Source organism: Sanyastnella coralliicola (genome assembly GCF_030845195.1).
Taxonomy (GTDB): domain Bacteria; phylum Bacteroidota; class Bacteroidia; order Flavobacteriales_D; family Sanyastnellaceae; genus Sanyastnella; species Sanyastnella coralliicola.
On the sequence record NZ_CP132543.1, the window covers coordinates 697,042 to 709,716 of the forward strand.

A 12,675-nucleotide genomic window follows, 5' to 3' on the forward strand; every position below is an offset into this window, starting at 1 on the left:
GCTTTTACCGGTTCGTAGGAATATTCCTACGACGATGTAGGACGGAAAAATTTCGTCTCACTGTGGGAAATTTTGTTATTTTGGATATGGTTGTGAGTCAACCAGATCACAAGTAGTTAGTTATATTGTAGTTAAGATTTACGTAAAATTTGGTTAAGTCGAGCAGCTCCCACCAAGGAGCTGTTCTTCGTTTTTGACCTTTTTTTTGTCTCTATCTTCCCCCTCGAACAACTACCTTCGCACTACATGCAAGTCACCTTCACAAAGTACCATGGAACGGGCAACGATTTCATTATGATTGACAACCGTTCTGGAGCTATCCAACTAGAAGAAAGAGATGTTCAGCGTTTATGTGACCGTCATTTTGGAGTTGGAGCTGACGGACTTATCCTCATTGAAACGCATTCATCGCTTGATTTCTACATGAACTATTACAACAGTGATGGTTCTCAATCATTTTGTGGGAATGGCTCGCGTTGCGCTGTCCACTTTGCGAGAGAGCTTGGGATTGATGCTGACGTAGTTTCATTCGAAGCGATTGACGGCGAACATGAGGCGCGATGGGAAGATGGTCAAGTAGTCATTAAGATGGGAGATGCACTTCCCCCAGATCAACTCGACGACCACTACTTTATTCACACCGGTTCACCTCATGTAGTCAAGTTTGTACCCAATGTTGCGGCTACCGATGTGTTCACAGAAGGCGCTGAAATCCGCAACAGTGAAGACTACGTAGAGGAAGGCACCAATGTCAACTTTGTAGAGCGACGTGAAGACACCTTACTCGTTCGCACCTATGAACGAGGAGTAGAAGATGAAACACTGAGCTGCGGAACTGGCGTGACAGGAGTGGCTATGGTTGATGCTTATTTAAATGGAGGATCTGAACGCTTTATTCAAACTCCAGGAGGATCATTGCATGTTCGTTTTCAGATGCAATCAGATGGTTTTTTCAAAGTTGAATTGAAAGGACCCGCGACCCCTGTTTTCCAAGGAATCCTAGATTTGAAGAATGATCCTGATCGCAGATAGTGGTTCTACCAAAACAGATTGGCGATTGATCGATCGTGAGGGGAATATTCACCAAGCGCAGACGATCGGTCTTAATCCCTATTTCGTTAGTGATGATCAGTTTCTTCAAACACTTCGTGTGGGTCCCTTAAAGCTTTTTACAGCGGCGGAGGTAAGAGAGGTATACTTTTATGGTAGCGGTTTGGGTTCAGCCCGGTTGGTTGATCAGGTTAAACGCCTACTCGCAGAGGTATATCGCCTCGCCACCATCCACGTAGAACATGATTTGTTGGGAGCTGCTCGGGCCTTGTGTGGTTCTCAACCGGGCATTGCAGCCATTCTAGGAACAGGAATGAACACTTGTGCTTATGATGGAGAATTCATCACGAAGAATATCCCAAGTCTCGGCTTTATTCTCGGTGATGAAGGCAGTGGCACTGACCTCGGAAGACGATGGGTGCAAGCATTTCTCCTAGGAGAAGCACCAGATGATTTGATTAAAGATTTCTACGAAGGATACGGTGCGGACAAAGAGATCATATTGGACCGGGTATACAAAGGGGAACGTCCGAATCGGTTCCTCGCGAGTTTTGTTCCGTTTGTACGTAAACACCTTGGTGATCCCTTCATGTTGAATTTGGTGAAAGGAGCTTTCGCTGAGTTCTTTGATCGATACGTAGTACGATACGAGCAACATAAAGAATGGCCATTACACATTAGCGGCTCTATAGGCTTCCACTTTCACCATATTCTTCAGCTTCAAGCCGAGGAGCGCGACATTCCATTTGGATCCGTTTTACAGAAGCCGATTGCGGCGCTGACTTTATACCACTTGCAACGATATGAAGACTAAACTCCTCCTGATTCTTTTATTCATTTCCGCGCTAGCGAATGGACAACAATTATCTGAACAGGCAGAGATATCAGTCTTGACATGCCAACCTGGAACTGATTTGTATTCAGTGTTTGGGCACACCGCCATTCGAGTGTATGACCCGGGAAGAGTAGACCACGTATACAACTACGGGACCTTCGACTTCAATGATGAGTTCTACTTGAAGTTTGCTAGAGGAAAACTGAATTATCGACTTTCTCGGAGTTCTTTTGGTCAGTTCAACTACGAATACACGGTCACGGAGCGAGGAGTGGAGGAACAGATGCTCAACCTGACACAAGATCAAAAGAACAGATTCAATCATGCGCTGGTCGAGAATTACAAGCCAGAGAATCAATATTACCAGTACGACTTTTTCTACGACAACTGCGCTACACGCATCAGGGATATCCTCGAAGATGTACTTGGAGATGAGCTGCAATGGAATAGCGAATTTGATCATGAGTCTTACACTTTCCGAGACATGATCGACATGTACCTGGTTGACATGAACTGGTCAGATTTTGGTATTGACATTGCCTTGGGACAGCCGTGTGATAAGGTTCTGGAGGCGCAGGACAATATGTTCTTACCAGATTATGTCTTCAGTGAAATTGCTTCCGCTACCATTGGTGGCCAGCCGCTTGTGAAGGAGACGAAAGTGGTGATTAAGAAAGCCGTGCGCGAAGCTGGGAGTCCACTTGACCCGGCGTTGATGTTGACCATGGCTTTGACGCTCTTAGCGCTATTTTGGTTCTGGAGAAGAAGGAAAGGAAGTCAATCTCTAGTGATTCCGCGTTTCCTTTTCATATTCCTCGGACTAGCAGGCCTTATGGTCTTTTTGCTATGGTTCGCCACTGATCACACCACGACAAAGCAAAACTGGAATTTGATTTGGGCCTTTCCACTGCACCTGATTGTGGCTTTCATCTTGAAGAAAAAACGACTGGTTGTGCCTTACATGAAGGCCTTTACCATCGTCTATATCATTGTACTGATCTTTGGTTTCCTCTTCCCACAGCGGTATCACCTTGCGTTTTATCCTTTGGCGTTGATGGGAGCGATCTTAAGCTTCGGTCTCGGATTCTTGCCTTCGGGAAAAACACAGTAAACTTGTATCAAGAGAGCAACTGAACGATTTGAAAAAACCTGCTTACATATTCTTGCTGTTATCGGCATGCCTCGTCTTTTTTGCGTGTAAACGCGATGAAGCCACGGTGTGGGATATCAACGCATTGGCTCCCTTGGCCACAGGACAGATCACCTGGACTGACCTCGTGGAAGACAGTCTTTTGGAACAAGACGAAAACGGACTTCTTCATATTCAATACGAAACAGATCTTTTCGACCTGCGCTTAGACACTTTGGTACGTCTTGACGACACTACGATTTTCGAATCGTTTACGCCAGGTTTCAATGGAGGTCCGATCAACATCCCTGCAGGGGTAGAGGTATTCAGTTCGGAAGATGATCTTAAACTAGAAGTATCGTCAGCTGAAATCTATGAGGTGTCGATTGTCTCTGGTTTATTGACCTACACTTTAGAAAGCTACGTTGGTGGTCCACTTGATATCACTTACGATTTGCCAGGCGTGACCTTAGGGAATGGAACAACGCTCCTTTTAGAAGCTTCCACAGAAACTGCCAGTGGAGATGTTCCTTGGGTGTTCACAGGAACAGAAGACCTCGCGAATGCTAATCTTGACCTTCAAGGAGCTTCAGGTAGTTCGTCGAATCGCATCGCGGCTTTGCTTGATGTCGTAGTCTCGCCATCGGCAACAGAGGCTGTACCGGTCTTTGGAACGGATTCCGTTCGTATCACATTGAATTTTCAAGACGTAGTTATTGGTTACGCCAGAGGATATTTCGGGAATCGAGAGCTAGACTCGAACAGTGAAATTGATTTTTCGCCTTTCCTTGAGTCGTTTGGAACACTTGATCTTCAGGAGCTTTCCATTGATGTTGATATCAAGAATACCATCGGCGCCGATGCTACCTTCAGACTCGATCGTATTGAAGGTGTCAATAACGGCAGCGGCGTTGAATTGACCCATTCCATCATCGGAGACAATATCAACTTGACCCGTGCCTTAGATAACGGCAATGGACAAGTGACTTCTAATGATTACGCCTTCCTTATTGATGAGACGAATTCGAATATTACGACGCTCGTCGGCAGCATTCCGCAGGTACTCGAAGTGGATGCTTTCGTAGAAATGAATCCGCTGGGAGATATTTCTGGAGGAAACGATTTCATTTATACCGATCAACCTTTTGAGGCGAATCTCCTCATGGATCTTCCGCTGTGTTTGGGGACCAATGGATTGACTTTTAAGGATTCATTGAATGTTGCAGCTTTTGATACTGATTTGGTCGCTGACGCGGAATTGACCTTCCGCATTACCAATAGTTTCCCACTTGGATTAGTGTCTATGGATGCTCGATTCTTCTCTGATTTAGGTGAAGAGTTTGACGTGATCTCTGACCTTTCGATGGAAACAGGAACTTTCCTAGAACTAGGAAATGTGACGGCGAATACTTCAGAAAGTGTTCAAACCATTTCACGCGCTGATTTGGATATCATGCGCCAAGGAGGGTATATCGAATTGACATTACAAATGATCTCATCAGGAGAGATTGTGAAGATGAGCGGTGATGAATTCATCGATGTCGATATTCTAATGAATGGAAATATTGAATTGAGTTACGAATGAAAAAGCTGCTACTCGTCTTCGGTTTTTTACTGTGCCTGACACAAGTTCAAGCCCAACGGAGTATTCTCATGCAGAAGGATTCTTTAGTGCGTGCGTCTTCGGTTATGATGAATATTGACGCTAGCGCGGAATACCGTTCGAATGCCTTTGACAATGAACTCCTTGATAAGCTGGTGTTTGGTGGCTACATCTCAGATGAACTTTCTCAACGACAGTTCGATCGCATCAGCGACCTTGGAACCTTTGGGGCCCAGGCCACAGGTAGATTCAGTTTTGCCTTGATGCAAGACTCTGTTTTCGGACTCGCCGATTGGGGTTGGCAAGGACAAGTTGAAATGCGCAATCACTTTGAGCTGGCCATGGATGGCGATTTATTCCATCTGGTGTTTGACGGCAATGCTGCTTACGCTGGTGAGTCTGCTGAGCTCTCAAATTTCTGGCTTGACTACATGGCTTACCAAAAGCTCGGATTCGGGTTGGTGCACAAACCAAGCTTGAGCGGGTTCGTGATCAGCGCAGTTAACGGCGAACGCTTCGAGCGCACTACGATGTTAGATGGAGCCTTGTTCACAGCAGAAGACGGCGATAGTCTCAATCTCGCATACCACGGTGCTTGGATGAGATCTGATACCTCAGTCATTGGATTCGGTTCTGGAAATGGCCTCGGGGTCTCACTTGATGGACAACTGAATATTCCGCTTCAAGAAGACCGAGGATACGTGAGCTTAGGACTGAGAGACATAGGTTTTGTTTCTTGGAATGAGGCCTCTCTTGACTACCGTGCTGATTCTAGCTGGGCTTATACTGGTATTCCGCTCACAGACATCATTGATGACGACGAAGACGGTATTCCGAATTTTGAAGACAGCCTATACTATGACCAAACGACAGGGTCAATGTTGCGCTGGCTACCTGGATTCGCATATGCGCGTTTGATGCACCGAATTCAAGAACGAGATTACTTCGAAATTGAAATGCGTTTCCGTCCGGTTCGCGCCTTTAATCCCCTAATCCGAGGAGGTTACTTTTTCATGTTGAATGATAATACGACCCTTGGCGCTACAGTGACCTATGGAGGTTACGGAAATGTGCGTGCAGGAATCGCTGTTGAGCAATGGGTGAATGATCGTTTCTTTGTGGCCTTTTCGGCCGAAGACATCGTTGGTCCATTCAGAAGAGAAGGACTCGGAGCGCATGCCGCTTTACGTTTATCCTATTTATTGAAACCACATGCTGAATAATATACCATCCACTACTAGCACTGATGCGAGCAAGTTCTTATTAATCGCTGGACCATGCGCCATCGAAGGAGAACAAATGGCACACGATATTGGTGGTCAGATCACTGAGCTTTGTCGTGAACTAGACATCCCGTTCGTGTTCAAAGGGTCTTACCGCAAAGCCAATCGTTCACGCCTTGATTCATTCACTGGAATTGGTGATGAGAAAGCCTTGGAGATCTTAAAAGCAGTAGGGGCAGCGAATGGTGTGCCTGTAACAACTGATATACACGAGTCGAAAGAAGCAGCGAAAGCAGCTGAGTTCGTGGATGTACTTCAGATTCCGGCTTTCCTTTGTCGTCAAACAGATCTTCTGGTTGCCGCAGCAAACACAGGGAAGGTGGTCAATGTGAAGAAGGGCCAGTTCGTTTCACCAGAAGCTATGCGCTTCGCAGTTCAGAAGGTGAAAGACAGTGGAAACGACAAAGTGTGGCTAACCGAACGAGGAACCACTTTTGGATACGGAGACTTGGTGGTTGATTTCCGCGGCATTCCTGCGATGCGAGAGTATGCACCTGTGGTAATGGATATTACCCACAGCCTGCAGCAACCGAACCAAGCGAGCGGTGTCACAGGCGGTCGACCAGAGTTGATCTCAACTATGGGCAAGGCAGCCATTGCTGTTGGAGCGGATGCCATCTTTATTGAGACACACCCGAATCCGAGTGAAGCGAAGAGTGATGGGGCGAATATGTTACCGCTTAGCCAGCTTCGTCAATTGTTAGAAGAGTTATTGACTATCCGAAAAGCAGTAGTATGATGTTGAGAGGGATCTTTTGTTTCGTTTTAAGTCTGTTCTTGTTGAATGCCTCAGCGCAAACCGCAGAGGTGCGCACCTATGGTGGCTTTCAGGCAGATGAAGGACGAGAGATTCTGGAGACACCTACAGGCTATTTAATCGTTGGAACGACCGCCTCTCCTGAGAACGGAAACAACGATATCTATGTCGTTCACATCCTTGAAGATTTGACAGTTGATTGGTCTACCACCCTAGGTGGGGCTGGAGCTGATCAAGGACGTTCAGCCGTAATGACCAACGAAGGAGACTTCTTGATCTTGGGCCAGACGTCGTTGGGTGAGAATGGCGGCTATGACATCGTCGTTTACAAGATTGACGCGAGCGGAAATCAGCTCTGGGAAAAGCAATTTGGTACCGATGATTGGGACTTTGCCACGCGAATTGAGAAGGGAGTAAACAACTACTACATCGCTGGAACCACGTATGGTGAAGCACCAGGGAACAGTCGTATGTTGTTATTCCGCATTACAGCGAATGGTGATATTATCGACGAAAACACTTACGATATTCTTCCTGAGGCCGAGGCCAATGATTTGGTATGGTATGAAGATCATCTGTACTTGATTGGAACCCGAACTTTTGAAGGGGGGACGCCTCAAGGGGTGCTGCGCAAGCTCACACCAAGCGGCGCAGTGGTTTGGACAGATGTTCGAGATTCGGTTGCCTTTCAAGGACTCTCGCTTGACATTTCAGAACAAGGCTTGGCTGCATGTTATGCCATGGCTGATGAAGCAAGTGACGGAAATGAATATTGGAACATCATGATGATCAAACAAGATCTGGATGGTGTTGAAGAATGGTTTGAATTCTCTGATGTTTCTGAGCCAGGTAATCAACTACCTACGGCGGTGACTTGGTCGGGTGCTGTCATGTTGCAAGCGGCTTACACAGACATTTTCGGAAACGGAGGGGATGGGTGTTACATCAACCGTATTTGGTTCAATGGTGCCTGGTTATCATCCACTGTGTTCGGACTTGAAGGAGATGAGCAGCCCTATGATATCATGGAAGACTCTGAAGAGCGTATATTAATTCTTGGAGTTACTGATAGCTACGGAAGCGGGGATGAAGATGTCTACTTAATCCGACTTCCCGATGAAGAAATCGTCTTCAATTACGACATCGACTACGTCGAGCTCACAGAAGATGAGACCCTAGTCGGAGTTGAAGAGTACGGCAGCACGTTCGGAATCCCATATCCAAACCCAACGGTAGGTCAGCTGAAGATCCCGGGAAGCTACGACCAATGGGTGCTTTACAATTTATTAGGACAAGAAGTGATGCGTGGAAAACAGAAAGAAACCGATCTTTCTAACTTAGAGCGTGGTGTCTACACCTTGAAACGATCTGCTAATGGTCGTCAAATCGTAGACCATATTATCCTTCGATGACCTGGAAGAACGGACTACATTTCTTAATCCCTGTACTTATTCTAAGCGCGTCTTATCTGGTGAGTCTATTCACTCATCATGACTGGACCGTTTCCCTCGATTGGTATGACAGCATGCACTATGGTCGTATCGCTGAGCAAGGATATTCGGATCCTTTGGATAATGCGTTCTTCCCGGGGTTCCCTTATGTCTGGAAAGCACTAGGTGCGAATCACTGGATTGCCTTGGTCAATCTATTCCTGTGGGTCAGTTCACTGGTTATTTTGCAAAGGAGATTGGAGCTGCATCGGTCTGTATTGATCCTTTCGATACTCGTGCCTTCGGCAGTATTCTTTGGCGTCCCGTACAGCGAATCATTGTTCTTCGCAGCCTGTACGTTTATTGCCATCGGTGTGAACGAAGACCGGCGTTCCTTGAGTTTATTGGGTGTGTTTGCGGCTTCGATTATTCGTCCAACAGCGGCCATTCTTATTCCCGCGATTTTCATTGCACGATGGGCCGGAGGCGATAAGGGAAGTAGGGCCTTCGCACGAACCTTTCAAGAGGGACTCATCTCGCTGGCTGCTTTATTTTTCGTCTTCTATTTCCAATACCGAAATGGAGGAGAATGGCTCGGGTTCTTCTCTGCTCAAGCAGCTTGGGGCAATGATTTGAGCTGGCCAAGTTTACCTTTTTCTACATGGGGTGGTGATATCATCATGTTGCTTGATGGTGCCGCACTCTTCATTGGTTTGGCGGCGTTAGTCACGCTAGCGCGGAATTGGACCAGTGCACAATTGAATCAAGCACATTATTTCGGTCTTGCTGGTCTTGCTGTGACTTCATTCATTATTGTTGCTACGCGAGGTGGTGAACTCTTTAGTTTAAACCGCTTTGTTTTTGCCACAGTATTCATCCCTCTTGCTTTGGATGCATGGAAGCGATTGAGCTTCAATCGAAGGGAGATAATGATTTTCGCTGGTACCTGGCTCGTCTTCTCGTTGTGCATTGGAAGCTACCTTCATTTGCATGCATTTCTCGCAGCCATCATGACAGGACTGCTCGTTTTCATTGCATGGTGGTCAATGCATTATCGAAACATCAGAACTGCTGCATGGGTCATTTTCGGACTCATCCAGCTATACTTTGTCGTATTCTTCTATTTGGAAGGAGATTGGATCGGTTGATCAGTGCTCTAAATCGTGCGCAACGAAGTAGTAGTTGATCGACTCATAGAACTGCTGACGGAAATCTTCACGTGTGAGCGCGCGACCGTCATCTAAGTAGTGATCCATTAATGAGATCTTCATTCCGCAATCACCAACTAACAGATCGTACACCATATCTGGCGTGGTACCGTAGTGGTCGCTTGCACCCATTCCATGTTCAAAGATGATGGTTGGTTTAGAATGAATGATATGATTTTTAGCTCCGTTCAACACCTCGAACTCAGCACCTTCCACATCGATCTTCATGAAGTCAATCGACATTTCCTCTGGTAAGACGCTGTCTAAACGTTCTTTCTGAACCTGAATCTCCTGGATACTCTCCGCTCCTTTATACGTGCGTTGCTTTAATCCAGAATAAGCCGGGTTGCTTACTACGTGATGGAAGTTGCTTTGTCCTGGAGAATCTGAAAGGGCAATTTGATGAATGGAGACATCACCGTTGAACTTGGTCTTGAGGTCTTTGTACAATTCAGGAATAGGTTCGAAAGCGAAGTGTTTCCCTTCCGGCGCTAGCCGAATCATCTCTTCGAGAATCTCTCCTTTGTGACACCCAACGTCAACGCAGTTCGAGTTCTCTTTGATTGATCGTTGCATCACTTTGAGCGCCAGCGCATCATAGCGCTGGTTCTTCGTTAGGTGGATACCCAGCGAAGAGAGCACTTTTTTGGCCAGCTGTTTGATACGATCATTCATAATAGACAAAAGTACGTCTTTTTAACTGAGAGGCATGGAAACACGCGCTATAACACGAAAGTTAACTTATCTTGGAAGCATGATGAAAGCACTTTGGATATGCGGGATCATTCTCGTTTTATCGGCATGTCAAGACAATGGGATGGCTGGAAAAGAAAAAATAACCAACGGAATCACCTACCAAACGGAAACGTTTACCCGACAAAACGTTGTTCCTGGAGTTCATTCTAATCTTCGGTCAATCTGGAATTATTCGTTGACACTCACCAATGCGGAAGTCATGGGGAATGTAGAAATCACGGCCTTGGTTACTGATTCACTCATCCTACCGCTTTCTTCGTTGAAGCATAATGACATGCGACTAAAGAAGCCATACGTGATTGCACCAGGTACCTATGATCAACTCCAACTCAGCGCAAGTCAGAATGTATACCAAGAGGCCGCTCCGAATCAAGTAGACCCTGTTGTCTATGAGCGAATTGATCATACGGTACCAGAAGGCAAGTATCAACTCCAAGCATTATACAATGGTGAGGTGGTTTACATCATGCTCAGTGATGTCCAAACACTAGATCGCATTCTGGGACAGTAATTTTTGCACGTGATGTGCAACCTTTGAAAAAGCATGTGTCTTTAGGGTGAACGACCTTAAAATCGACACATGAAAAACTTACTTCTTCCCCTACTACTTGTTTCACTTGTAATGGTGCAAACTGGATGTCGCAAAGTCTTGAATAACGACGGTCCACGTGTGACTGAGTTGCGCGAGATTGATGAGAACTACGAAGAAATCCACCTCGAGGGATCAATTGATCTCATCGTCAATCAGACAGAAGATTACGAGCTCAAAATTGAGGCAGGACAACGCTTGATGCCTTACATCAAAACGCGCGTATTCGAAGATCGTCTCGAGATCTACGAAGAGCCAAACAACTTCCATCACGAAGAGCCGATTCGTGTGTTCGTGAGTAAAGAATACTTAGACGATATCTACCTCCTCGGTTCTGGAGACATTGATGCTTCAGGAATCATCGCCGGAAACTCAAACATCGAGGTTGACGGTTCGGGCGATATCGATATCGAATATGCTGCCGTTGAAACAGTAACCCTGAAAATTGATGGTTCGGGAGATGCTAGATTCACCGGAGCAGCGCAACAAATCACAGTAAATATTGATGGCAGCGGTGACGTAGATGCACGCTACTTAGAGACGAACGCGTGCTACGTCAACGTTGATGGCAGTGGAAACACACGCGTCACTGTCTTTGAATACCTCAACGTAGATATCGACGGTTCAGGTGATGTACGCTACTGGGGCAACCCAGCAGATGTAGATGCTAGCATCACCGGGAGTGGAGATTTGATAGATATGGAATAACACTATTCCGGCATCCGGCGTCCGGCGTCCGAAAGGATAGAACGGATGCCGGATGCCGGAAAAAAAAGAAACACCGCGATCTGCGACCCGCGATCCACAACCCACACACCATGAAAAATTACTTGCTTATTGCTTGCCTGCTTCTGACTACCGCTTTGAATGCACAAGTTGAAACATGCATCGGAAACAACGGTGAAATGCAGACACTGTTTGGAGGAGATCGAAGCTTTGGAGGCTTCATCGGACTAGGAACCAAGTTTACCACCTTGAATGATCAAGGGGGAATGATGCTCGGAGGAGAAATCAACGGAGTATTCGGACACAGTTTGAACGTAGGATTTGTTGGCTATGGTTTGGTCACAGACGTCTACGGAGTGAACCGTGACGATGATAACCAGCGCCTTTACTACGAGATGGGCTATGGAGGATTAAATATCGAGCCCGTTTTCTTTAGCCGACGAGCGATTCACTTTTCGGCACCGGTAGTCATTGGTGCTGGAGGAATTGGAGAGAGTCGTCAGCGATTCATTGACATCGATGAATTTGACGAAGACCAAGATTACGACTGGCCAGATTTCTACAACAGCGATTTTTTCCTTGTAGTAGAGCCTGGACTTCAGCTAGAGATTAACCTCTTGCGTGCTGTGCGTTTGTACGGAGGTGCTAGCTACCGTTTTGTGACAGATGTTGATCTTCCGAATACAGATGTTGACAGACTCGGAGGAATCTCAGCTAACTTTGGATTGCGATTCGGTTGGTTCTAAAGTTCGTTGAGCACAAGAAGAGACATACACGCTAGCATTATTGAACGATGTCGTCAAGGAGAACGTTCGGCTCAACGAGAGCTGTATGAACTCTATGCGCCGGCTATGTTCAACGCTTCATTGCGCATCCTTCAAAGCAGGGAAGAGGCAGAAGATGTGCTGCAAGAATGTTTCGTCAAGATGTTCAAGAACCTACAGAACTTCCGAGGAGACGCCAGTTTTGGAAGTTGGTTCAAACGCATTGTCGTCAATGCCTCAATCAATCGCTTGAAAAAGCGCAAACTGATGACCACTGAATTAGATGAGGTCACAGAATGGGTAGATGATGAAGACGAACCAGTGAAAGAACCAGAATACACGATAGCGGATGTTCAGAATGCGGTAGGTGCCCTTTCTGACGGATACCGCGCGGTATTCACTATGTATATGTTTGAAGACTACAGCCATAAAGAAATCGCCGATGAGCTTGGTGTCAGTGAGTCGACTTCAAAGTCGCAGCTGAATAGAGCTCGAAAGCGAGTGAAAGAATGGTTGATCAATAATGGAAGAAATGGAATCTGATA

The 12,675-nt window shown here is 46.2% G+C and carries 13 protein-coding genes; 12 read left to right on the forward strand and 1 reads right to left on the reverse strand.

Annotation, left to right across the window (positions count from 1 at the left end; all coding sequences use genetic code 11):
- The first annotated feature begins 246 nt into the window (after window positions 1-246).
- The 8 genes from dapF to RA156_RS03070 are packed head-to-tail and all read left to right on the forward strand — an operon-like array spanning window position 247 to window position 9,235.
- Window positions 247-1,032, forward strand: a complete 786-nt coding sequence (gene dapF / locus RA156_RS03035) for a diaminopimelate epimerase (RefSeq protein WP_306642666.1) — start codon at window positions 247-249, stop codon at window positions 1,030-1,032.
- A complete protein-coding gene (locus RA156_RS03040; RefSeq protein WP_306642668.1) occupies window positions 1,013-1,864 on the forward strand; it encodes an N-acetylglucosamine kinase in 852 nt (283 codons plus the stop codon). The genes dapF and RA156_RS03040 overlap by 20 nt, the downstream gene beginning before the upstream one ends.
- Window positions 1,854-2,996 carry an Lnb N-terminal periplasmic domain-containing protein gene (locus tag RA156_RS03045; protein WP_306642670.1) on the forward strand — a complete coding sequence of 381 codons (1,143 nt, stop codon included), beginning with the start codon at window positions 1,854-1,856 and terminating at the stop codon, window positions 2,994-2,996. The genes RA156_RS03040 and RA156_RS03045 overlap by 11 nt, the downstream gene beginning before the upstream one ends.
- A gap of 28 nt (window positions 2,997-3,024) precedes the next feature.
- Window positions 3,025-4,599 (forward strand): hypothetical protein, encoded by a 1,575-nt coding sequence (locus tag RA156_RS03050; protein ID WP_306642671.1) that lies wholly within the window; start codon window positions 3,025-3,027, stop codon window positions 4,597-4,599.
- Window positions 4,596-5,840: a DUF5723 family protein gene (locus RA156_RS03055; protein ID WP_306642673.1), complete on the forward strand. Its 1,245-nt coding sequence runs from the start codon at window positions 4,596-4,598 to the stop codon at window positions 5,838-5,840. Before RA156_RS03050 ends, RA156_RS03055 begins: the two co-directional genes overlap by 4 nt.
- Window positions 5,830-6,639: a 3-deoxy-8-phosphooctulonate synthase gene (gene kdsA, locus RA156_RS03060; protein ID WP_306642675.1), complete on the forward strand. Its 810-nt coding sequence runs from the start codon at window positions 5,830-5,832 to the stop codon at window positions 6,637-6,639. The genes RA156_RS03055 and kdsA overlap by 11 nt, the downstream gene beginning before the upstream one ends.
- Window positions 6,636-8,069, forward strand: a complete 1,434-nt coding sequence (locus RA156_RS03065; protein WP_306642677.1) for a T9SS type A sorting domain-containing protein — start codon at window positions 6,636-6,638, stop codon at window positions 8,067-8,069. The genes kdsA and RA156_RS03065 overlap by 4 nt, the downstream gene beginning before the upstream one ends.
- Complete coding sequence (locus RA156_RS03070; RefSeq protein ID WP_306642679.1) at window positions 8,066-9,235, forward strand: hypothetical protein; 1,170 nt, start codon at window positions 8,066-8,068, stop codon at window positions 9,233-9,235. Before RA156_RS03065 ends, RA156_RS03070 begins: the two co-directional genes overlap by 4 nt.
- Here the strand turns inward: RA156_RS03070 and RA156_RS03075 are convergent, their stop codons facing one another.
- Window positions 9,236-9,970, reverse strand: a complete 735-nt coding sequence (locus RA156_RS03075; RefSeq protein WP_306642680.1) for an FkbM family methyltransferase — start codon at window positions 9,968-9,970, stop codon at window positions 9,236-9,238. It abuts the gene before it with no gap.
- A gap of 79 nt (window positions 9,971-10,049) precedes the next feature.
- Between RA156_RS03075 and RA156_RS03080 the strand changes: the two genes are divergently transcribed.
- From RA156_RS03080 to RA156_RS03095, 4 genes are all read left to right on the forward strand, one after another.
- Window positions 10,050-10,562: a hypothetical protein gene (locus RA156_RS03080; RefSeq protein ID WP_306642682.1), complete on the forward strand. Its 513-nt coding sequence runs from the start codon at window positions 10,050-10,052 to the stop codon at window positions 10,560-10,562.
- A gap of 69 nt (window positions 10,563-10,631) precedes the next feature.
- Entirely contained in the window at window positions 10,632-11,348 is a 717-nt protein-coding gene (locus RA156_RS03085; protein ID WP_306642684.1) for a head GIN domain-containing protein, read from the forward strand.
- Between the two features lie 110 nt (window positions 11,349-11,458).
- On the forward strand, window positions 11,459-12,112 hold the full coding sequence (locus RA156_RS03090; protein WP_306642685.1) for a hypothetical protein: 654 nt from the start codon (window positions 11,459-11,461) through the stop codon (window positions 12,110-12,112).
- Between the two features lie 6 nt (window positions 12,113-12,118).
- The gene (locus RA156_RS03095; RefSeq protein ID WP_306642686.1) at window positions 12,119-12,673 is read left to right on the forward strand and encodes an RNA polymerase sigma factor; all 555 of its coding nucleotides are present in this window, start codon (window positions 12,119-12,121) and stop codon (window positions 12,671-12,673) included.
- Window positions 12,674-12,675 lie beyond the last annotated feature (2 nt).